Source organism: Streptomyces antnestii, assembly GCF_004005495.1.
Taxonomy (GTDB): Bacteria; Actinomycetota; Actinomycetes; order Streptomycetales; family Streptomycetaceae; genus Streptomyces; species Streptomyces antnestii.
The window spans coordinates 1-22,039 of the sequence record NZ_RZYA01000031.1 but is presented as its reverse complement, the minus strand read 5'-3'; the positions used below and the strand labels follow the sequence as shown (position 1 = coordinate 22,039).

19 protein-coding genes and 1 pseudogene are annotated in these 22,039 nt (G+C 71.1%); 4 read left to right on the top strand and 16 right to left on the bottom strand.

Annotation, left to right across the window (positions count from 1 at the left end; all coding sequences use genetic code 11):
* Nucleotides 1–41 precede the first annotated feature (41 nt).
* The 16 genes from EOT10_RS38275 to rsmH form a co-directional block, all read right to left on the bottom strand.
* Nucleotides 42–1,241, bottom strand: coding sequence for a DivIVA domain-containing protein (locus EOT10_RS38275; RefSeq protein ID WP_127832997.1), 1,200 nt, complete (start codon nt 1,239–1,241; stop codon nt 42–44).
* Between the two features lie 46 nt (nt 1,242–1,287).
* The gene (locus tag EOT10_RS38270) at nt 1,288–1,572 is read right to left on the bottom strand and encodes a YggT family protein (protein WP_127832996.1); all 285 of its coding nucleotides are present in this window, start codon (nt 1,570–1,572) and stop codon (nt 1,288–1,290) included.
* 74 nt (nt 1,573–1,646) lie between these two features.
* A complete protein-coding gene (locus EOT10_RS38265; RefSeq protein WP_127832995.1) occupies nt 1,647–2,285 on the bottom strand; it encodes a cell division protein SepF in 639 nt (212 codons plus the stop codon).
* 127 nt (nt 2,286–2,412) lie between these two features.
* A complete protein-coding gene (locus tag EOT10_RS38260; RefSeq protein WP_127832994.1) occupies nt 2,413–3,132 on the bottom strand; it encodes a YggS family pyridoxal phosphate-dependent enzyme in 720 nt (239 codons plus the stop codon).
* A gap of 6 nt (nt 3,133–3,138) precedes the next feature.
* Nucleotides 3,139–3,870, bottom strand: coding sequence for a peptidoglycan editing factor PgeF (pgeF, locus tag EOT10_RS38255; protein WP_127832993.1), 732 nt, complete (start codon nt 3,868–3,870; stop codon nt 3,139–3,141).
* A gap of 9 nt (nt 3,871–3,879) precedes the next feature.
* Nucleotides 3,880–5,091 (bottom strand): cell division protein FtsZ, encoded by a 1,212-nt coding sequence (ftsZ, locus tag EOT10_RS38250; RefSeq protein ID WP_127832992.1) that lies wholly within the window; start codon nt 5,089–5,091, stop codon nt 3,880–3,882.
* Nucleotides 5,092–5,376: 285 nt separating this feature from the next.
* Nucleotides 5,377–6,183, bottom strand: a complete 807-nt coding sequence (locus EOT10_RS38245; RefSeq protein WP_127832991.1) for a cell division protein FtsQ/DivIB — start codon at nt 6,181–6,183, stop codon at nt 5,377–5,379.
* A gap of 53 nt (nt 6,184–6,236) precedes the next feature.
* On the bottom strand, nt 6,237–7,325 hold the full coding sequence (gene murG, locus EOT10_RS38240) for an undecaprenyldiphospho-muramoylpentapeptide beta-N-acetylglucosaminyltransferase (protein WP_127832990.1): 1,089 nt from the start codon (nt 7,323–7,325) through the stop codon (nt 6,237–6,239).
* Between the two features lie 6 nt (nt 7,326–7,331).
* A complete protein-coding gene (gene ftsW, locus EOT10_RS38235) occupies nt 7,332–8,648 on the bottom strand; it encodes a putative lipid II flippase FtsW (RefSeq protein WP_127832989.1) in 1,317 nt (438 codons plus the stop codon).
* Between the two features lie 86 nt (nt 8,649–8,734).
* Nucleotides 8,735–10,174, bottom strand: coding sequence for a UDP-N-acetylmuramoyl-L-alanine--D-glutamate ligase (murD, locus tag EOT10_RS38230; RefSeq protein ID WP_127832988.1), 1,440 nt, complete (start codon nt 10,172–10,174; stop codon nt 8,735–8,737).
* Nucleotides 10,156–11,229 carry a phospho-N-acetylmuramoyl-pentapeptide-transferase gene (mraY, locus tag EOT10_RS38225; RefSeq protein ID WP_127832987.1) on the bottom strand — a complete coding sequence of 358 codons (1,074 nt, stop codon included), beginning with the start codon at nt 11,227–11,229 and terminating at the stop codon, nt 10,156–10,158. Before mraY ends, murD begins: the two co-directional genes overlap by 19 nt.
* Nucleotides 11,226–12,641, bottom strand: coding sequence for a UDP-N-acetylmuramoyl-tripeptide--D-alanyl-D-alanine ligase (locus EOT10_RS38220; protein ID WP_127832986.1), 1,416 nt, complete (start codon nt 12,639–12,641; stop codon nt 11,226–11,228). Before EOT10_RS38220 ends, mraY begins: the two co-directional genes overlap by 4 nt.
* Nucleotides 12,642–12,645: 4 nt before the next feature.
* Nucleotides 12,646–14,310, bottom strand: a complete 1,665-nt coding sequence (locus EOT10_RS38215) for a UDP-N-acetylmuramoyl-L-alanyl-D-glutamate--2,6-diaminopimelate ligase (RefSeq protein ID WP_127832985.1) — start codon at nt 14,308–14,310, stop codon at nt 12,646–12,648.
* Between the two features lie 31 nt (nt 14,311–14,341).
* On the bottom strand, nt 14,342–16,333 hold the full coding sequence (locus EOT10_RS38210; RefSeq protein WP_127832984.1) for a peptidoglycan D,D-transpeptidase FtsI family protein: 1,992 nt from the start codon (nt 16,331–16,333) through the stop codon (nt 14,342–14,344).
* Nucleotides 16,334–16,337: 4 nt separating this feature from the next.
* The gene (gene ftsL, locus EOT10_RS38205; protein WP_127832983.1) at nt 16,338–16,895 is read right to left on the bottom strand and encodes a cell division protein FtsL; all 558 of its coding nucleotides are present in this window, start codon (nt 16,893–16,895) and stop codon (nt 16,338–16,340) included.
* 25 nt (nt 16,896–16,920) lie between these two features.
* Entirely contained in the window at nt 16,921–17,880 is a 960-nt protein-coding gene (gene rsmH / locus EOT10_RS38200; RefSeq protein ID WP_127832982.1) for a 16S rRNA (cytosine(1402)-N(4))-methyltransferase RsmH, read from the bottom strand.
* 284 nt (nt 17,881–18,164) lie between these two features.
* Here rsmH and EOT10_RS38195 point away from each other — a divergent pair, with 284 nt between their 5' ends.
* From EOT10_RS38195 to EOT10_RS38175, 4 genes and pseudogenes are all read left to right on the top strand, one after another.
* Entirely contained in the window at nt 18,165–18,776 is a 612-nt protein-coding gene (locus EOT10_RS38195) for a beta-class carbonic anhydrase (RefSeq protein WP_189492661.1), read from the top strand.
* Between the two features lie 281 nt (nt 18,777–19,057).
* The gene (locus EOT10_RS38190; RefSeq protein ID WP_431313366.1) at nt 19,058–20,113 is read left to right on the top strand and encodes an AAA family ATPase; all 1,056 of its coding nucleotides are present in this window, start codon (nt 19,058–19,060) and stop codon (nt 20,111–20,113) included.
* A 188-nt stretch (nt 20,114–20,301) separates the two neighbouring features.
* Complete coding sequence (locus EOT10_RS38180) at nt 20,302–21,648, top strand: DUF58 domain-containing protein (protein ID WP_127832979.1); 1,347 nt, start codon at nt 20,302–20,304, stop codon at nt 21,646–21,648.
* A pseudogene (locus tag EOT10_RS38175) lies at nt 21,639–22,039 on the top strand (hypothetical protein); the annotation flags it as partial. The gene EOT10_RS38180 and the pseudogene EOT10_RS38175, both read left to right, overlap by 10 nt.

The following is a 22,039-nucleotide window of genomic DNA, read 5'->3' as shown; positions in this document are numbered from 1 at the left end:
TGCCCTGAACGCTGCCGACGCCTAAGGCGTGGTCATGCCCGTCAGTTGTCGTCCTCGTCGATGAGGAACCCGCGCATCGGCGACGGGGCCTGCTGCATCGGCGCGGGACCCTGCGGCCGCACCGGCGCCATCGGCTGGGTCATCGCCGGCGACATCTGCTGCTGGCCGCCGTAGGACGGACCGGCCGCCGGCTGGTTGCCGCCCATGGTCTGGTTGCCGCCGTAGGACGGGGCACCCGCACCGGCCGACGCCATGGAAGGCGCGGGGGACGGCGGCAGCGACGCGGTCGCCGGGGTCCGCGGGGGAGCCAGCGAGTCGTCGGCCTGGGTCTCCAGCTGACGCAGCTGCGACTCGAGGTACGACTTCAGGCGCGTGCGGTACTCGCGCTCGAAGCCGCGCAGGTCCTCGACCTTGCGCTCGAGCGTGGCGCGGGCGGACTCCAGGGAGCCCATCGCGACGCGGTGCTTCTCCTGCGCGTCCCGCTCCAGGGCGTCGGCCTTGGCACGGGCGTCACGCTCGAGACCCTCGGCGCGGCTGCGGGCCTCGCCGACGATCTTGTTGGCCTCGGAACGGGCCTCCGCGATCGCCTGGTCGGCGGTCTGCTGCGCGAGAGACAGGACACGGGCGGCGCTGTCGCCACCGGGGCCCTGACCGGGCTGCGGCATCTGCGGACCGTGACCGCCCATGGGGCCACCCATGGGACCGCCCATCGGGCCGCCCATCTGCTGCGGCTGCATCTGGCCCTGGCCCATCTGACCCTGGCCCATCTGACCCTGGCCCGGACCGAGCTGGTTCTGACCCGGGTGACCCTGGCCCATCGGACCCTGGCCCATCGGGCCGGGACCCTGCGGACCGGGACCCTGCGGACCGTGTCCGCCGGGGCCTGCGGGCAGCTGGGGCGCTCCGCTCGGCAGCTGCGGCGGGCCGCCCATGGGGCCACCCATCTGCTGCTGCGGCTGCACCGGCTGCGGGCCCGATATTGCGGCGGGCACCGGAGCGCCCGGACCGCGCTGGTCCTGGGGTTCCGGAGGCTTGCGCATGCCGCCCTGCTGCTGGTTCTGCGCGGCGGCGCGCGTGGCTGCGGCGAGCTTCGCGCGCAGGTCCTCGTTCTCTCGGAGAAGGCGAGTCAGTTCGCCTTCGACCTCGTCGAGGAAGGCATCGACCTCGTCCTCGTCATAGCCTTCTCGGAGGCGGACGGTCGTGAACTGCTTGTTCCGCACGTCCTCGGGGGTCAACGGCATCTCTTCACCTCAACGTAGTCGTCGGCATTCGGCAAGACCGTATCGTTCACAGCCGGCTCACGACGGAGATCAGGATGTAGACGATGATCATCAGTACGAAGAAGGACAGGTCGAGCGCCACGCCCCCGAGACGCAGCGGCGGAATGAACCGCCGCAGAAGCTTGAGCGGTGGATCGGTGACAGTGTAGGTGGCCTCAAGTACGACCACCATCGCCTTGCCGGGCTGCCACGAGCGGGCGAACTGGAAGACGTAGTCCATGACCAGCCGGAAAATCAGCACGATGAGGAAGCACATCAGCGCGATGTAGACAACATCCAAAAACACGCGCATGTCCGCGGTTCCCTCTCCCCTGTGTCTCGTGCCTCGTGACCAGTACTGCACCGGCACTTCACCGGTGCTGCGTCTCAGCTCTGGTTGAAGAACCCGCCCTCTGCGATGCGGGCCTTGTCCTCCGCCGTGACATCGACGTTAGCAGGCGACAACAGGAACACCTTCTGCGTCACCCGCTCAATGCTGCCGTGAAGCCCGAAGACGAGACCGGCGGCAAAGTCGACAAGTCGCTTCGCGTCGGTGTCGTCCATCTCCGTCAGATTCATGATCACCGGAGTGCCCTCACGGAAGTGTTCCCCGATGGTACGGGCCTCGTTGTACGTCCGCGGGTGCAGCGTCGTGATGCGGTAGGGCTCCCGCTCGGACACAACCTTGGGCATGATCACCGGTGCGTTCTTCTCCAGGCTCTGGCGTTCAGGTGTGATGGATGCCACGGGGGCGATTCGCGCCGGACGTCCGGATTCCGCGGGCAGCGGCGCCGGTTCACGCTGGGCGGGGGGCTGTACTACTCGTACCGATTCGTCCCGTTGGGACTGATGTGGCTGATGAGTGTTGTGCGACTGATGCGACGATTCGTGCCGCCTGCGGTCCCGCTCGGGTTCGGGGTCCAGCTCGGGCTCGAAGTCGTCGTCGGGGTCGAACCCGCGGCCGTCGTACCCATCGTCCTCCACGAGGCCGAGGTAGACCGCCATCTTGCGCATCGCGCCGGCCATTGCTCTGAGTCCTCCGCTCTGTGGTGGATCGGCTGACGTCAACCAAAGTGCCTGCGATCCACGCGATCTCCCCGCCCATCAGCGAGAATGACCATATTTTCTGCTGTGGTCCGACTTCTTGGCGACGTTACCCGAGCCTGGGTCGGACTCCGAGTACCGCCGTACCGACGCGCACATGTGTCGCTCCGGCCGCCACGGCCTCTTCGAGGTCCGCACTCATCCCTGCTGACACCATGTTCGCAGCCGGATGAGCCCGGCGCAGGTCAGTCGACAAATCCATCAGCCGCTCGAACGCCGCCCGTTGGCGGCCCGCGTACGGGCCGGTGAGCGGCGCGACCGTCATCAGTCCGTCGATACGCAGCCCGGGGGCGTCCGCCACGAGTGCGGCCAACTCCTCGATCCCGCCCGGTCCGACGCCACCGCGCTCACCCCGCCCGTTCTCCTCGGCGTCGAGCGCGACCTGGATCAGGCAGCCGACCTCACGCTCGGCCCGCACCGCCGCCGCCGACAGTGACGTGACAAGTTTCGACCGGTCGACGGATTGCACGAGATCGGCATAACCGACCACGGAGCGCACCTTGTTGGTCTGCAACTGACCGACAAAGTGCCACCGGAGCGGCAGATCCGCGCATTCCGCCGCCTTCGGCGCCGCGTCCTGGTCGCGGTTCTCGGCGACATCACGCACACCGAGTTCCGACAAGATCCGCACATCGCTCGCGGGATACGTCTTGGTGACCACGATCAGGGTCACTTCCTCGCGCTCACGGCCGGCGGCCACGCACGCCGAAGCGATACGGTCCTCCACCTGCGCCAGATTTGCTGCGAGTTGAGCCTTACGGTCCGTCATGTCCCATCAGTCCAGCCAGACATAGCCTGCGAGCCGACCGGTGGTGCGGTCGCGGCGGTACGAGAAGTGGTCGTGCGACTCCAGGGTGCACACCGGCGACTGCCGCCGGTCCTTCACCCCGAGCCGCTCCAACTGGTCGTGCACTCCGGCGGTCACGTCGACGGCGGGGGTGCCCCAGCTGGTTTCGGCGTACGCCGCGGGTTCCGCGGCGGCCACCTCGGCGCGCATCCCGTCCGGGACCTCGTAGCACTTCCCGCACACGGCGGGTCCGGTACGGGCCACGATCCGGGCGGGGTCGGCGCCGAGCTTCACCATCGCCCCGACCGTGGCGGGAACGACTCCGGCGACCATGCCGGGGCGTCCGGCGTGGGCGGCGGCGACGACTCCCGCGACGGGGTCGGCGAGCAGGACCGGGGTGCAGTCCGCGGTGAGCACCGCGAGAGCGAGTCCGCGCCGCGCGGTGACGAGTCCGTCGACGGACGGGATGCCGGCGGCCGGATCCCAAGGCCCGTCGACCACCGCGACGTCGGGGCCGTGCACCTGGTTCATCCAGACCACGTGGGCCGGGTCGAGACCGAGGGACTCCGCCGCGAGCCGGCGGTTGGCGTGGACGGCGGCCGGGTCGTCACCGACCGCGCCGCCGAGGTTGAGCTCCTCGTACGGAGCGGCGCTCACCCCGCCCCACCGGTCGGTGAAGGCGAAGTGGGCGCCGCTGACGTGGTCGCGCTGTCCTATCACTTCAGGAGGTCACTTCAGGAAGTCCGGCACGTCGAGCTCTTCGGCCTGGCTGTCCTGGTAGGGACGGGCCGGCGGAACGTGCGGCGGGGCGACCGGGGTGGACGGGATCTCGTTCACCGGGGCGACCTCGACGGGCTCCGGGATCTGCGGCTCTTCGCGCGGGGTGACGCTGCCGAGGCTGCCGAACGTCGGGCGGGCCTCCGGGGCTCGCGGCGCCGGCTCCTCGCGCTTGGCGGTCGCGCCGCCGATGACGTTGTCCCGCTTGGACGGCGGCTGTCCGCCGTCGAAGCCGGCCGCGATGACCGTGACCCGCACCTCGTCGCCCAGGGCGTCGTCGATGACGGCACCGAAGATGATGTTGGCCTCGGGGTGCGCGGCCTCACTCACCAGCTGTGCCGCCTCGTTGATCTCGAAGAGACCGAGGTCGGAGCCGCCGGAGATGGAGAGCAGCACGCCACGGGCGCCGTCGATGGACGCCTCGAGGAGCGGCGAGGAGATCGCCATCTCCGCGGCGGCCACCGCGCGGTCGTCGCCGCGGGCCGAGCCGATGCCCATGAGGGCCGAACCGGCCTCGGACATGACCGACTTGACGTCGGCGAAGTCGAGGTTGATCAGGCCGGGCGTGGTGATCAGGTCGGTGATGCCCTGGACACCGGAGAGCAGGACCTGGTCCGCCGACTTGAAGGCGTCGAGGACGGAGACCTGCCGGTCCGAGATGGACAGGAGCCGGTCGTTGGGGATGACGATGAGGGTGTCGACCTCTTCGCGGAGCTCGGCGATGCCGTCCTCCGCCTGGTTCGCGCGGCGCCGGCCCTCGAAGGTGAACGGCCGGGTGACCACACCGATCGTCAGGGCGCCCAGCGAGCGCGCGATGTTGGCGACGACAGGTGCGCCGCCGGTGCCGGTGCCGCCGCCTTCGCCGGCGGTGACGAAGACCATGTCGGCCCCCTTGAGGACCTCCTCGATCTCCTCGCGGTGGTCTTCCGCCGCCTTGCGTCCGACGGCCGGATTGGCTCCGGCGCCGAGTCCGCGGGTGAGTTCACGGCCGACGTCGAGCTTGACGTCCGCGTCGCTCATCAACAGGGCTTGCGCGTCGGTGTTGATGGCGATGAACTCGACGCCCTTGAGACCGACCTCGATCATCCGGTTGATGGCATTGACACCACCGCCGCCGACACCGATGACTTTGATGACTGCGAGGTAGTTCTGCGGTGCTGCCACGTCGAAGGCCTCTCGCCTCGAGTTACGTGTCGTCGCCTCGCATGGGTACGGTGCGACGACTGATGCCGAATTGGGGCGGCCCGGACTACTTGTCTGCCGACCCGAACCCTAACGCTGAAGTTTAGGGTTACCAGTGTGTCTGTTCCCTGGACTCTTCCGAACAGGACACTAAGTCGACAAGTGGCGCGCGTTCAACGAACACGCCGAACCTCCCGTTTTTCTTTTCACCCTATGTGATCAGCCATAGCGGTGCCCAACCAGGGTGCTGGCCTGCGCTGATGCGCGTCAACTCCCTGATGATGCAGGGGCGGTGGGGACGCTCACGTCGAAGTGCCGCGCCTTCGGGGCGGCTTTCATCAGGGCGACGAGTGTGGTCGCCTTCGTGCCGCCCTTCTCACCGCTTCCCCACGCGACGGTCCGGCCGCCGCTCAGGTCCAGCGAGACGGAGTCGTACGAACGGACCTTGATGGCGCGGGTGTCGCGGGCCACGGCCCGGGGCAGGTCGCCCGCGACCCGGACCGCCTCGCGCACCAGGGCGTCGGTTCCGAAGCGCCGCAGGCTTGCGGCGGCGCCCGACTGATCCGGCGTCAATTCCAGTCGGGGAACGCCCTGCGGCGCCTTCGACACGGTGGCGAATCGGACACCCTTGGCGTCCACTTCGACGAACTTGCCCGAATTCGAGACGCTTTCGCCGTTTTTGACAATGAGCACCGGCTTGCGCTCGGTCACTTTCAATGCGATTCCGTGCAGCCAGGAACGCGCGACATCAACCGAGTCGATACGGGGCAATTTCCGGCGAAGTCGGTCCGCAATGGCATCCGTGTCGACGGAAATCATCGGTGCGCCGACAGGAACGGCCGCCGCCGCGCGCACCTGAGCCGGTGTCAGCACCTCGGTCCCCGAGGTCGTGACGCGCTCCGCCCGCAGCCACTGCGAGCCGTACAGGAGCCAGACGGTGCCCGCGCCGAGCAGGAGAAGGGCGATCCCGGAGAGGATCAGAGTGAGCGGGCGCGGCAGCCGGAGGCGACGGCCCCTAGGGGGCCGGGGCGGGCCGGACTTCGACTTCTTCCGCTCGCTGGCGTCCACCGTCATCGCCCGGCCACACTCCTGCCTTCTGTCACTGCCGCGCCGTGAAGCCACAGGGGCTAACGGCGGGACTGGATCGCCTCGTACACCATGCCGACGAGCAGCTCGTCGGCGTCCCGGCGGCCGAACTCGGAGGCCGCGCGGGACATCTCGTACAGCCGGTGCGGGTCGCCGAGCACGGGCAGGACGTTGCCCGTGATCCACTCGGGCGTCAGTTCCGCGTCGTCGACGAGGAGGCCGCCGCCGGCCTTGACCACCGGCTGGGCGTTCAGCCGCTGTTCGCCGTTGCCGATGGGCAGCGGGACGTAGGCGGCGGGGAGCCCGACGGCGGAGAGTTCGGCGACGGTCATCGCGCCCGCGCGGCAGAGCATCATGTCGGCCGCGGCGTACGCGAGGTCCATCCGGTCCACGTACGGTACCGGGATGTACGGGGGCATCCCCGGCATCTGCTGGACGTGCGGCAGTTCGTTCTTCGGGCCGACGACGTGCAGGATCTGGATGCCGGACCGCTGGAGCAGCGGGGCGACTCGCTGGACGACCTCGTTGAGGCGGCGGGCGCCCTGTGAGCCGCCGGAGACGAGCAGCGTCGGCAGGTTCGCGTCGAGGCCGAAGGCGGCGCGCGCCTCGGGCCGTACGCGGGCCCGGTCGAGGGTGGCGATGGTGCGGCGCAGCGGGATGCCGATGTAGCGGGAGCCGCGCAGCTTGCTGTCGGGCGTGGAGACGGCGACGCCCGCCGCGTACCGGGAGCCGATCTTGTTGGCGAGTCCGGGACGGGCGTTGGCCTCGTGGACGACGATCGGCACCCCGAGGCGCTTGGCGGCGAGGTAGCCGGGCAGGGCGACGTAGCCGCCGAAGCCGACGACGCAGTCCGCCTTGGTGCGCTCCAGGATCTGCTCGGCCGCCTTGATGGTGCCGCGCAGCCGGCCCGGGACGGTGATCAGTTCAGGGGTGGGCTTGCGGGGCAGCGGTACGGCGGGGATCAGCGCGAGTTCGTATCCGCGCTCGGGTACGAGCCGCGTCTCGAGCCCCTTCTCCGTACCGAGGGCCGTGATGCCCACGGTCGGGTCCTGCCTGCGCAGGGCGTCCGCGAGGGCGAGCGCGGGCTCGATGTGGCCGGCGGTCCCCCCGCCGGCGAGTACGACATGCACCGAAATTCACCGCTCTCCGGACGTACGCGCCGAGGCGCGCCGTCGCATCGTGTTCCATCTCATCCGAGGCTGCCGCATGGCCAGGGCCGCCCGCGCCGCGGGTTCGTCCCGCGCGAAGGCGATCAGAAGTCCCACGGCGAACATGGTCGGAAGCAACGCCGACCCCCCGTACGAGAACAGCGGGAGCGGGACACCGGCGATCGGCAGGAGACCGAGCACCGCACCGAGGTTGACCACGGCCTGGGCCGTGATCCAGGTGGTCACGCCACCCGCGGCGTACCTCACGAAGGGGTCCTCCGTGCGTCCGGCCACGCGGATACCCGCATAGCCTAGAGCCGCGTACAGGGCGAGCACCGACAGCGTCCCCGCCAGGCCCAGTTCCTCACCGGTGATGGCGAAGATGAAGTCGGTGTGCGCTTCGGGGAGTTGGCCCCATTTTTCCACACTCGCGCCGAGCCCGGATCCGAAGAATCCGCCCGAGGCGAGGGCGTAGATGCCGTGCAGTCCCTGCCAGCAGATGTCGTCCGGGCCCGCGTCGGTGGAGCCGAGGCAGGACATGCGGGCCATGCGGTTCGGGCTGGTTCTGATCAGGAAGAAGCCGATGGTGCCCGCGACGGAGAGCACACCGGCGAACAGCCGCGTGGGCGCCCCGGCCAGCCAGAGCAGGCCGAAGAGGATCGCTGTGAGAAGGATCGCGGTGCCCATGTCGCCGCCGAGCATGATGAGTCCGAGCAGCAGGAACGCCACCGGGACGAGCGGCACCAGCATGTGTTTCCACTGGGTGAGCAGCCGCTTGTCGTGTTTGCGCGCCATCAGGTCGGCGCCCCACAGGACGAGGGCCAGCTTCCCGAACTCGCTGGGCTGGAGCATGAAGGGGCCGCCCAGCGAGATCCAGTTCTGGTTGCCCCCGATGGAGACTCCTATCCCCGGCACCTGCACGAGGACCATCAGGAAGACGCTGACGGCGAGCAGCGGGTAGGCGAGCGCGCGGTGCAGCTTCACGGGCATGCGCATCGCGGCGCACATCATGATCCCGCCGATGGTCGCCGCGAGGAACTGCTTGCGGAAGTAGTACGAGCTGGGCAGCCCGTTCTGCAGCGCCGTGATCATCGAGGCGGAGTACACCATCACGAGGCCGAGGACGGTGATCAGGAGGCTGGAGCCGAGGATCAGGTAGTACGCGGTGAGAGGGCGGTCCCAGGCGCGGCGGGCCTGGGTGCAGAGCCGCCGCGCGGGGCTGACCCGGGGCGGCCGGGCCGCGTTCTTCTTCGGAGTGCGCGGCGTCGCCGGCCGACGGGCCGCCCGTGCGCTGCCGGCGGGCATCAGCGCACCCCACCGCTGTACGACGATGACGCTGCCACGATCCCCTCCCGAGGGTGCCCGGCGTCACCGGGCACCCGAAGGCCCCGTCAGACGCCCGCGCGGCCGAGCTCGCGGACCGCTTCCGCGAACGCGTCGCCACGCTTGTTGTAGTTGGTGAACATGTCCATCGACGCGCAGGCCGGTGCCATCAGCACGGTGTCCCCCGGCCGGGCGAGCCTCGCGGCCTCCCGGACCGCCTGCGACATCGCCCCAGTGTCGGTCCGGTCGAGGTCGACCACCGGGACCTGCGGGGCGTGTCGCGCCAGGGCTTCGCGGATCAGCGCGCGGTCCTGGCCGAACAGGACGACGCCGCGCAGCCGCTTCGCCGACCTGCTCACCAGCTCGTCGAACGTGGCGCCCTTGGCGAGCCCGCCGGCCATCCACACGATCGACTCGTAGGCGGCCAAAGAGGCTTCCGCGGCATGGGTGTTGGTCGCCTTGGAGTCGTCGATGTACGCGACCCCGTCGACGTCCGCGACGTGCGCGATGCGGTGCGCGTCGGGGGTGAACGCGCGCAGTCCGTCGCGTACGGCGGCGGGCTTGACGCCGTAGGCGCGGGCGAGGGCGGCGGCCGCGAGGGCGTTGGCGATGTTGTGCGGGGCGGGCGGGTCGACGTCCGCGACCTCGGCCAGCTCCTGGGCGTTCTTCTGGCGGTTGTCGACGAAGGCCCGGTCGACCAGGATGCCGTCCACGACGCCCAGTTGGGAGGGGCCGGGGGTGCCGAGGGTGAAGCCGATGGCGCGCGCGCCCTCTTCGACGTCGGCCTCGCGGACGAGGTCCTCGGTCGCCGGGTCCGCGACGTTGTAGACGCAGGCGACCTGATTGCCCTCGTAGATACGGCCCTTGTCGGCGGCGTACGCCTCCATGGAGCCGTGCCAGTCGAGGTGGTCGGGCGCCAGGTTGAGGACGGCCGCGGAGTGGGCGCGCAGGGACGGCGCCCAGTGCAGCTGGTACGAGGAGAGCTCGACGGCGAGCACGTCGTAGGCGTCGTCGCCTTCGAGGATCACGTCGATGATCGGGGTGCCGATGTTGCCGACGGCGGCGGTGCGCAGACCGGCCGCGCGCAGGATCGACGCAAGCATCTGCGTAGTCGTGGTCTTGCCGTTGGTGCCGGTGATCGCGAGCCAGGGCGCGGCGTCGGGGCCGCGCAGGCGCCAGGCGATCTCGACGTCCCCGACGACGTCGACGCCCGCCTCGGCCGCCGCCGCGAAGAGCGGTGACGAGGGCTTCCAGCCCGGCGACGTGACGACGAGTTCGGTGCCGTCGGGGAGGGTCTCGGCGTCCCCGAGGCGGGCCACGACGCCGATTCCGGCGAGTTCGGCGGCCTTGGCGCGGTGCGTCTCGCTGTCGCCGCCGTCCACGACGGTGACCGAAGCGCCGAGGCCGGCCAGGGCGCGGGCGGCGCTGACGCCGCTCACGCCGAGACCGGCGACGGTGATGTTCATGCCCTGCCAGGGGGACACAGGTGTCACTTGTCCGCTGCCCATCCCGCGTAGAAGAGACCGAGGCCGACGATCACGCACATGCCCTGGATGATCCAGAAGCGGACCACCACAAGGATTTCGGACCACCCCTTGAGTTCGAAGTGGTGATGCAGCGGTGCCATCCGGAAGACGCGCCTGCCGGTGAGGCGGAACGCGCCGACCTGAATGACCACGGACATGGTGATCAGGACGAAGAGGCCGCCGAGCAGGGCGAGCAGGAACTCCGTGCGGGAGCAGATCGCCAGGCCCACGAGGGCGCCGCCGAGGGCGAGCGAACCGGTGTCACCCATGAAGATCTTGGCGGGTGAGGTGTTCCACCACAGGAAGCCGAAGCAGGCGCCCATCAGGGCGGACGCGACCACCGCTAGGTCGAGTGGGTCTCTGACCTCGAAACAGGCGGCGGGGTTGGTGAGGGTCTGCGCGTTGGCGCAGGACTCCTGGAACTGCCAGACACCGATGAAGGTGTACGCGCCGAAGACCATCACGGAGGCGCCGGTGGCGAGGCCGTCGAGGCCGTCCGTGAGGTTCACGCCGTTCGACATCGCGAGGATCATGAACAGCGCCCAGACCACGAACAGGACCGGGCCGATCGTCCAGCCGAAGTCCTGGACGAAGGAGAGCTTCGTGGAGGCCGGGGTGTTGCCGCGGTTGTCGGCGAACTGGAGCGAGAGCACCGCGAAGGCGATGCCGACGGTCAGCTGTCCGGCCATCTTCGCCTTGGCCCGCAGGCCGAGCGAACGGCGCTTGACGATCTTGATGTAGTCGTCGAGGAAGCCGACCAGACCCATGCCGCTCATCAGGCCGAGCACCAGCAGACCCGAGAGGGTCGGCGAGGCGCCGGTGATGATCTTGCTCATGAAGTACGCGATCAGCGTCGCCAGGATGAAGGCGATACCACCCATCGTCGGCGTACCGCGCTTGGCGTGGTGCTCGCGCGGGCCGTCGTCACGGATGTACTGGCCGTAACCCTTGCGCGCAAGCAGCTTGATCAGCAGGGGCGTCCCGATCAGGGTCAGGAAGAGCCCGATCACGCCCGCGAAGAGGATCTGCTTCATCATCGGGCATCAGCCCCGGCGTCGATGCCGCTGTCGAGCAGCGCCTGTGCCACGCTCTCCAGGCCCACCGACCTGGAGGCCTTCACGAGCACGACGTCTCCCGGGCGCAGCTCGCTGCGCAACAGGTCGACAGCCGCCTGTGCGTCGGACACGTGCACCGACTCCTCACCCCACGAACCCTCGTTATAGGCGCCCAGTCGCAGCCAGGAAGCTTCCCTGCCCCCGACTGCCACGAGCTTGCTGACGTTGAGCCGGACGGCGAGCCGTCCGACCGCGTCGTGCTCGGCCAGCGCCTCGTCCCCGAGCTCGGCCATCTGACCGAGCACCGCCCATGTACGGCGTCCCCGTCCCATCGCCGCGAGCGCGCGCAGGGCGGCTCGCATGGACTCGGGGTTCGCGTTGTAGGCGTCGTTGACGACCGTCACGCCGTCCGGGCGCTCGGTGACCTCCATACGCCAGCGGGACAGGGTGCCCGCCTCGGAGAGCGCGAGGGCGATCTCCTCCACGGACATGCCAAGGTCATGGGCGACGGCGGCCGCGGCGAGCGCGTTCGACACGTGGTGCTCACCGTACAGGCGCAAGGTCACGTCACTGCACCCGGTGGGTGTGCGAAGGCTGAAGGAAGGCTGTCCGTTCTCCGTGAGACGGACATTCTCGGCACGTACGTCGGCGTCGGCGGCCTCTCCGAAGAGCAGCACCTTCGCCTTCGTGCGGGAGGTCATCGCGCGGACCAGGGGGTCGTCCGCGTTGAGGATCGCGGTGCCCCCGTCCTCCGCCGCGGGCAGCGCCTCGACGAGTTCGCCCTTCGCCTCGGCGATCTGCTCGCGGCCGCCGAACTCGCCGATGTGCGCGGTGCCGACGTTGAGGACGACGCCGATCTTCGGCGGGGTCAGGTCCGTGAGGTACCGGATGTGGCCGAGGCCCCGGGCACCCATCTCGAGGACGAGGTAGCGGGTCTCGTCGGTGGCGCTGAGCGCGGTGAGCGGCAGGCCGATCTCGTTGTTGAACGAGCCCGGGGTGAAGACCGTGGGTGCCTTGCGGCGCAGGACCTGGGCGATCAGGTCCTTGGTGCTGGTCTTGCCCGCGGAGCCGGTGAGGGCGACGAGGGTGGCGCCGAGCCGTTCGACGACGGTACGCGCCAGCGCGCCGAGGGCGGCCTGCACGTCGTCGACAACGATGGCGGGCACCCCCACCGGGCGCGAGGCGAGCACGGCCGCGGCTCCGGCGGCGATCACGTCGGCCGCGTAGTCATGGCCGTCGACGCGCTCGCCGGCGAAGGCGGCGAACAGGCTGCCGTCCGTGACCTTCCGGGAGTCGATGACGACCGGTCCGGTCACCTGGACCGACGGATCCGGTATGTCGTACGTCTGCCCGCCGACGACTCTGGCGATCTCGGCGAGGGAGAGGGCGATCACAACTTCATCCCTGGGTTTGCTGGATAGCTTCGCGAAGCACCAGGCGGTCGTCGAAGGGACGCACCACCCCGGCGATGTCCTGGCCCTGCTCGTGGCCCTTTCCGGCGACGAGGACGGTGTCGCCGGGCTGTGCGCGGGCGACGACGGCGGCGATGGCGGCCGCCCTGTCCTCGAAGACCTGGACCTCGCCGCGCTCGTGGGCCGGCACCTCGGCGGCGCCCGCGAGCATCGTGGCGAGGATCGCGAGGGGGTCCTCGGAGCGGGGGTTGTCCGACGTCAGTACGGCGGTGTCGGCGAGCCGGGCGGCGGCCGCGCCCATCGGCATGCGCTTGGTGACGTCGCGGTCGCCGCCGCAGCCGAGCACGATGTGCAGCTTGTTCTCGGTGACCTTGCGCAGGGCGCGCAGCACGGACTCGACGGCGTCGGTCTTGTGGGCGTAGTCGACGACCGCGAGGTAGGGCTGGCCGGCGTCGACGCGCTCCAGGCGGCCGGGGACGCCCGGTACGGCGGCGACGCCGTCGGCGGCCGTCTGCGGGTCGACGCCCGCGACGGCGAGGGAGACGATCGCGGCGAGCGCGTTGGCCACGTTGAACGGGCCGGCGAGGGGGGACTTGGCGGTGATCCGCTCGCCCTTGGGGCCGACGGCCACGAACGTGGAGTCGAACGGGCCGACCTCGACGTCCTCGGCGCGCCAGTCGGCGTCGGGGTGGCCCTCGGCGGAGAAGGTGACGACGGGTACTTCCGACTGTCCGGCGAGCCGGCGGCCGTACTCGTCGTCGTAGTTCACGACGCCCTGTTTGCTGCGCGCTTTCGTGAACAGCTGCGCCTTGGCCCGGAAGTAGTCCTCCATGTCGGAGTGGAACTCCATGTGTTCCGGGCTGAGGTTGTTGAAGACCGCCACGTCGAAGACGCAGCCGTCGACGCGGCCGAGCACGAGGGCGTGGCTGGAGACCTCCATGGCGACCGCGTCCACGCCGCGCTCGCGCATCACCGCGAACAGGGCCTGCAGGTCGGTGGCCTCGGGGGTGGTGCGCTCGGACTTGATGCGCTCGTCGCCGATGCGCATCTCGACGGTGCCGATGAGGCCGGTGCTGTGGAGCGTGCGCAGGCCGCCCTCGATGAGGTAGGCGGTCGTGGTCTTGCCGGAGGTGCCGGTGATGCCGATCTGGAGCAGGTCGCGGCCGGGGTGGCCGTAGATCGTGGCCGCCAGCTCGCCCATCCTGCCGCGCGGGTCCTCCACCACGAGGGCGGGCAGGCCCGCCGCCGCGACACGCTCGGCGCCGGACGGGTCGGTGAGGGCGGCGACGGCGCCGAGGCTCGCGGCCTGCGCGGCGAAGTCGGCACCGTGGAAGCGGGCGCCGGGCAGGGCGGCGTAGATGTCACCGGGGCGGACGGCGCGGGAATCGTGCGTGATGCCGGTGCTCCCCGTGTCCGCCGCGGACCCCTGGGGCGCGGGGACACCCAGCTGATCGGCGAGGTCGGCAAGTCGCGTCGCGGTGACCTGCACCGGCCGCGGCGGTCCCGGGTAGGTCACGGGTCCGCCCTTCTGGGTGATGTGGGACTGATCAGCGTGTGGCACGGCGGTGAGCGTACCGGGCGCACCCCCCATGGAGCGAAGCGAGGGGCGTGGCGCGGGCTGGTTCCCGGGGTCGGGGGTGATCGTTGTCACGGGCGGTACCTGGTCACTCTCGGGGCTCGGGTCAGGGCTGGAAACTGACGGGCAGCCGGGCGGGCTCCGCCCCGGTGGGCGGCACCTGGAGCGTCTTGAGGGCGAACTCCATGACCTGCTTGTAGATGGGGCCGCAGATCTGTCCGCCGAAGTAGCTGCCCTTGGTGGCGTTCTGGATCGCGCAGTAGACGGTGATGCGCGGCTGGTCGGCGGGGGCGAATCCGGCGAACGACGAGGTGTAGCCCTTGTACCTGCCGGTGGCCGGATCCACGCGGTTGGCAGTGCCGGTCTTGCCGGCGACGCGGTAGCCGGGGATGCGCGCCTTGGCGCCGGTGCCCTCCTCGTCGTCCACGACGGATTCGAGCATCTGGGCGATCGTCTTCGCCGTCTTGGCGCTGACGACCCGGTTCTCCTTGGGCCTGGGGGCCGGGGTGAACCTGCCGTCGGGTCCCTTGGTGCCGCGTACGAGCGTGGGCTCCACGCGTACGCCGCCGTTGGCGATGGTCGAGTAGACGGACGCCGCCTGCATCGCGTTGATGGAGAAGCCCTGGCCGAAAGGGATCGTGTACTGCTGCGAGGTGGACCACTTGGCGGCGGGGGCGAGGATGCCCGAGGTCTCGCCGGGGAAGCCGAGGCCGGTGGGGCTGCCGATGCCGAACTTGTGCAGATAGGAGTAGAGGACCCGGTTGGCCTGGGGCTGGGTCTTACCGAGCTGGCCCGTGGCGAGGATGGTGCCGATGTTGCTGGACTTGGCGAGCACGCCGTTCAGCGTGAGGTGCCAGGTGGGGTGGTCGACGTCGTCCTGGAAGAGCCGGTCGCCGCGGTGCAGCCGGTTGGGCACCGTGACGTGGGTGTCGGGGGTGGCGGCGTGCTCCTCGATGACGGCGGCCATCGACATGATCTTCGCGGTGGAGCCGGGCTCGTACGCGTCCTGGAGCGCGGCGTTGCCGAGGGCGGTGGAGTTGGCCTGGGAGAGGTCGTTGGGGTCGAAGCCGGGCGCGTTGGCCATGGCGAGGACCTCGCCGGTCCTGGTGTCCTGCACCATCACATAGCCGCGGTCGGCCCCGGACTTCTTCACCTGGTCGGTGATGGCCTTCTGCGCGGCCCACTGGATGTCGCGGTCGATGGTGAGCTCGACGTCCGAACCGGGCACCGCGGGCTGCTCGTTACTGCCGGCCGTGGGCACCTGGCGGCCGCCGGACTGGGCGTACCTGATCTTGCCGGGCTTGCCCGCCAGGTCCTTGTTGAGCTGCTGCTCGACGCCGCCGCCGCCCTTGCCGTCGGCGTTGACCCAGCCCAGTATCCCGGCGGCCAGATCGCCGTTCGGGTACACGCGCTTGCTGCTGGGGTCGGCGAAGACGCCGGCGATGACGCTCGCCGTCTTCTCCCTGCCGGCCCGCTCCGCGAGCGTGGTCTTGAGGTCCTTGATCTGCTTCCAGACCTGGGGGGTCTGGCGGCGGGCCAACAGCACGTAGCGCGTCTTGGGGGTCCTCAGCTTCTTCGCGACCACGTCGGCGTCCAGGCCGAGGATCGGGGCGAGGAGCGCCGCGGCCTGCTCGGGCGCGTCGTTCGGCACGACCGGCGCCGGGGAGCTCTTGGTGGGGGCGGTGTCCGCGGGCCGGAACATCGTGGGGTCGGCGGTGATGTCGTACGCGTCCACGCTGGTGGCGAGCGCGACCCCGCTGCGGTCCGTGATCCCGCCGCGCTCCGCCGCGAGGACGTGCTCGACGTACCGGTGCTGCTCGGCCCTGGCGGCGTAGGTGCTGGCGTCGACGGCCTGGACCTGGAGCAGGCGGACGACGAAGGCGATGAGGATGAGGGTGAGGCCGAGGCTGACCATGCGCAGGCGGGGGCGCGGGCTGCCGAGACGGAGGGCGGCGGGCGCCTTGGCGGGGGCGGGGCGGGGGCGGCGCGCGCCGGGGCCGGGGGCGGGGCGCCGGGGGGCGGCCGGGCGGCCGTTCCTCGCGGGCCTCGAAGGGCCTGGGACCCGGCGTCGCGGGGGCTCGGGCTGCCTGTCCTTCATTCCGTCACCTGCCGGAGGTCGAGGGTGCGGGTTTCACCTGCGAGGACGTGGGGGTCGCCGAGGGGCTCGGCGTGGTCTTGGGAGTCGCGGACGGGCTCGTCGCGGCCGTCGGTGAGGCGCTCTGGCCCGGCGGCGTGGTGGCGGGCGGCGTGGTGGCGGGCGGGGGCGGGGGCTGCTGTACCACGGGGGCGGCCGCCTCGCCGGGGACGCCGCGGACGGTGCCGTCCGGGTTGAGGAAGGCCGGGTCGCCGCCCGGGACCATGCCGAGCTCGCGGGCGCGGCGCTGGAGGGCGTCGGGGGCCGCGTAGGCGTCGACGTCGCGCTGGAGGGCCTGCTCGTCCTCGGTGAGGCCGGTCGTCTGCTTCTTGAGGTCGTTCAGCCTGAACGACCCTTCGTTGAGCGCCGAGTTGAGCATCAGGAGGGTGATCAGGCCGCCGGCGAGCAGCAGCACGACGAGGAGCACGAACGGTGTGCGGGCGGCCTGGCTGCCGCCGCCGGGACCCGAGGGCAGCAGCCGCGCGAGTCGCGCGGCCCTCCCCCGTAGTTCGCCCCTGGGACTCATCGACCCCTCCTCGCGCGCCTGGGACTCACCCGGAGACCTCCTCGCGGATGCGCTGTGCACCCCGCAGCCGTGCCGGGGCCGCCCGGCGGTTCTCGGCGACCTCTTCCTCGGTGGGGAGCTCGGCGCCGCGCGTGAGCAGCTTGAGGCGTGGCTGGTAGCGCTCGGGGACGACCGGGAGGCCGGGCGGCGCCGTGGTCGCGGCGCCGGCCGCGAAGACCTGCTTGACGAGCCGGTCCTCGAGCGAGTGGTAGGAGAGGACGGCGATACGTCCCCCGACGGCGAGCGCCCCCACGGCGGCCGGAATCGCCCGCTCCAGGACGCTGAGCTCGCCGTTCACCTCGATGCGCAGGGCCTGGAAGGTGCGCTTGGCGGGGTTGCCACCGGTGCGCTTGGCGGCCTGCGGCAGGGCGTCGCGGATCAGCTCCACGAGCCGGGCGCTGTTGCTGAACGGCTCCTTCTCGCGCTCCCGCACGATCGCCGACACGATCCGCTTGGCCTGCTTCTCCTCGCCGTACGCGCGCAGGATCCGGACCAGCTCGCCCGGGGGGTACGTGTTGAGGACCTCGGCGGCGCTCATGCCGGTCGTCTGGTCCATGCGCATGTCGAGCGGCGCGTCCTGCGCGTAGGCGAAGCCGCGGTCGGCCTCGTCGAGCTGCATGGAGGAGACGCCCAGGTCGAAGAGGACGCCCTGCACGCGCGCGATGCCGAGCCGGTCGAGGACCTCGGGCAGCTCGTCGTAGACGGCGTGCACGAGGGTGGCGCGGTCGCCGAACGGGGCGAGGCGCTCGCCGGACAGGCGCAGGGCCTCCTTGTCGCGGTCGAGCGCGACGAGGCGGCACGAGGGGAACGTGGACAGGAGGGCCTCGCTGTGCCCGCCGAGGCCGAGCGTGCAGTCGACCACGACCGCGCCCGGCTCGGCGAGGGCCGGGGCCAACAGGTCCAGGCAGCGCTGGAGCATCACCGGGACATGTCGGGTCTGGCTCAAGGGGCCCTCTCAGTTCCGGCGCGGTGCGGGGCGTCAGCCGGCCGCGAGCGGTTGGAGAGGCCGATGCCCGCGTGCACGTCGCGCGCGTGGTGAAGAGTCCGGTGAAGTGCCGGGATCTTCGGTGTTTCCTGGGGTTTCCGCGTCACTTTAGTCCACGGTGTCGCCCGGTCAACCAACCGGCCTGCGCGTCGCGCGCCGCCTCTGTCCGAAGCTGCGGACCAGGAGAAATCACCCGGCCGGGTGAGGAGACGTGAGCCCTGTGGGTTACCTCACAACAAGCCCCGATGACGTTCTTTGTCCCCTCTCACAGCGGGCTTGTCGCAGCGGTGACCATTACCGTCATAGCTATGACGACTTCCGCATCCCGCCCCGCTGAGTCCGAAGGCGCCATAACCGTCGACGGCACCGTGACCGATCGTCTCGTCGAGGCGAACCAGCGCTACGCCGCCGCGTTCGCCGACCCCGGCATGGACGCCCGCCCTGTCCTGCGTGTCGCCGTCGTGGCCTGTATGGATGCCCGCCTCGACCTGCACGACGCCCTCGGCCTCGAGCTGGGCGACTGCCACACCATCCGCAACGCGGGCGGCGTCGTCACCGACGACGTCATCCGCTCGCTCACCATCAGCCAGCGGGCGCTCGGCACCCGCAGCGTGGTCCTCATCCACCACACCGGCTGCGGTCTGGAGAGCATCACCGAGGAGTTCCGTCACGAGCTGGAGATGGAGGTCGGCCAGCGCCCCGCCTGGGCCGTCGAGGCGTTCCGCGACGTCGACCAGGACGTGCGCCAGTCGATGCAGCGCGTCCGGACCTCCCCGTTCATGCTGCACACCGAGGATGTGCGCGGATTCGTCTTCGACGTGACGACCGGCCTGCTTCGGGAGATCGATCCCGCCTGACGCGGGTGACGCGTGCCCTGACGCGGGTGACGCGTGCCTGCCGTGCGTGACGCACGCCTGACGCTGTAACAGCCTGACGTGCGTAACAAAAGGCCGTAAGACCCGACATATCGCTGACAGTTGTCCACAGTCGAGTGACACGAACCGGTAACGGCAACAAGAATGCGGAGTGGCACCTCGCGCGACGGCGGAACCCGTCGCGCGCGGTGTCCGTGTTTCGGGGTGGGCCGGTCCGCAGCAAGCAGGCGTCGGCCCGGAAAGTACGGGCCGAGGAGGGCCGGGTGACGACCTATGACGATCGAGCGAGCCATGGGGGTGCCTCCGCTCGAGCGCAGTCGAGAGTGGGGGATGATCTGACCACCACTGTGGAGCGTGTCCGCAGGTCGGTGGAGGGTGTGATCGAGGGCAAGCCGGAGGTCGTACGGCTCGCGCTGACGGTGCTCCTGGCCGAGGGGCATCTGCTCATCGAGGACGTGCCGGGCGTCGGGAAGACCATGCTGGCGAAGGCGCTCGCCAAGTCGATCGACTGCTCGGTGCGCCGCATCCAGTTCACGCCCGATCTGCTGCCCTCCGACATCACCGGTGTCTCCATCTGGGACCAGCAGCGCCGGGACTTCGAGTTCAAGCCGGGCGCGATCTTCGCGCAGATCGTGATCGGCGACGAGATCAACCGCGCGTCCCCGAAGACCCAGTCCGCGCTCCTGGAGTCCATGGAGGAGCGCCAGGTCACCATCGACGGACAGACGTACGAGCTGCCCAGCCCCTTCATGGTGGTGGCCACGCAGAACCCGGTCGAGATGGAGGGCACGTACCCGCTGCCCGAGGCGCAGCGCGACCGCTTCATGGCCCGGGTGTCGATCGGCTACCCGAGCCCGGAGGCCGAGCTGCAGATGCTCGACATCCACGGCGGGGCCTCGCCCCTCGACGACCTCCAGCCGGTGGCGCACGCGCACGACATCGTGAAGCTCGTCGACGCGGTCCGCGCGGTCCATGTGGCCGACTCGGTGCGGCGGTACGCGGTCGACCTGGTCGCCGCCACGCGCAGCCACCCCGACCTCAGACTCGGCGCCTCGCCGCGCGCCACGCTGCATCTGCTGCGCGCGGCGAAGGCGTCCGCGGCACTCAGCGGGCGCGAGTACGCGCTGCCCGACGACGTGCAGGCACTCGCCGTGCAGGTCCTCGCGCACCGTCTGCTGCCCACGGCGCAGGCCCAGTTGAACCGGCGCACGTCCGAGCAGGTCGTCCTGGAGATCCTCCAGCACACGGCGGTGCCGTCCGCCTCCGGCCACGGATCCCCGATGTACGGCCAGCAGCCGCCCGGCGCCCGGAGGGTGTGATGTCCTCCGGGGGTGGCTTCGGGGGCGGCTTCGGGGGTGGCTTGGGGGGCGGCCCTGGGGGTGGCTTCGGGGGCGTCCCTGGGGGCGGCTTGGGTGGCTTCGGGGGTGGCCTGGGTGGCTTCGGAGGGGGCTCCGGGGGCAGCTCCGGGGGTGGCTTGGGTGGCGCCGGGGGCAGCTCCGGGAGTGGCTTGGGTGGCGCCGGGGGTGGCTTCGGGGGCGGTGACAAGGGCGGCCTCCGGGTCGCGCTCTCGGGGCTCACCACCCGGGGACGCTCGTTCCTGGCGGCCGGGGTCGCGGCGGCTATCTGCGCGTACGTCCTCGGGCAGAGCGATCTGCTGCGGGTCGGGCTGCTGCTCGCCGTACTGCCGCTGGTCTGCACGTTCGTCCTCTACCGCACCCGCTACCGGGTCACGGCCAGCCGGCGCCTCTCCCCCGCGCGCGTGCCCGCCGGCAGCGAGGCCCGCGTCCAGCTGCGGATGGACAACGTCTCGCGGCTCCCCACGGGCCTGCTCATGCTCCAGGACCGGGTGCCGTACGTACTCGGGCCGCGCCCCCGCTTCGTCCTCGACCGGGTGGAGGCAGGCGGCCGCCGGGAGGTGTCGTACCGGGTGCGCTCCGACCTGCGCGGCCGCTATCCTCTCGGCCCGCTCCAGCTGCGTCTGACGGACCCCTTCGGCATGTGCGAGCTGACCCGCTCCTTCGCCGCGTACGACACCCTCACGGTCGTCCCGCGCGTGGAGGCGCTGCCCGCGGTGCGCCTGACCGGCGAGGCCAAGGGGTACGGCGACGGGCGGAACCGCTCGCTCGCCCTGGCCGGCGAGGACGACGTGATCCCGCGCGGGTACCGGTACGGCGACGACCTGCGCCGCGTGCACTGGCGCTCGACCGCGCGCTACGGCGAGCTGATGGTGCGCCGCGAGGAGCAGCCGCAGCGGGCCCGCTGCACGGTGCTCCTCGACACCCGGCGCGCCGCCTTCCAGGGCGCGGGCCCCGACTCGGCCTTCGAGTGGGCCGTCTCGGGCACGGCGTCGGCACTGTTCCACATGCTCGAACGGGGCTTCTCCGTACGCCTGTTGACCGACACGGGGAACTCGGTGCCGGGCGAGGGGGCCGACGGTTTCGCGGGCGCGAGCCAGGAGTCTGCGGACGCGGCCGGACTGATGATGGACACCCTCGCGGTCGTGGACCACTCGGACGGCCCGGGGCTCTCGCGCGCGTACGACGTGCTCCGCGGCGGCAACGAAGGGCTTCTGGTGGCCTTCTTCGGCGACCTCGACGAGGAGCAGACGGCGGTCGCCGCGAAGATGCGGCAGCGCAGCGGCGGTGCGGTGGCCTTCGTGCTCGACAGGGAGACGTGGGCCTTCGGCGCCCCCTCGGAACGCGGCGAGGAGCGCCTGCGGATGCTGCGCGAGGCGGGCTGGTCGGCCCTGGCGGTCCCACCCGGCGCGTCCCTGACCACCCTGTGGCAGAACGCCGACCACCACCGAACAGCCGACGGCACGGGGAGCGGGCCGGGGGCGCCGGGGTGGAGTTGAGAGACCGGGACGCCGAGCGCGAGGGCACCAGGGCGGGCGTGGCGGTGGGCACGGACGGCGACCGGGGCACGGGCGGCGACCGGAACGCGGGCGACCACCGGGGCGCGGGCGCCGGGGCGGCCGCCCGCGTGGCCGTCGCCGCCGATGTGGCCGTAGCCGCCGGCGTGCCTGTGGACGATGCCCCGGGCGCGGGACACCGCGCTGGGGCGGGCGCGGGCGCGTGCGCAGGCCATGAGCGGGGCGCGGGTCCCTGGGCGGGCGTGGCCACCCACGTAGGCGTCGCCGCCGATGTGGCCGTGGACGCTGACCCGGCCGCGGGGCACCGCGCCGGCGCGGGCACGAGCGCGGGCCGTGAGCGGGGCGCGGGTCCCTGGGCAGTCGTGCCCACCCA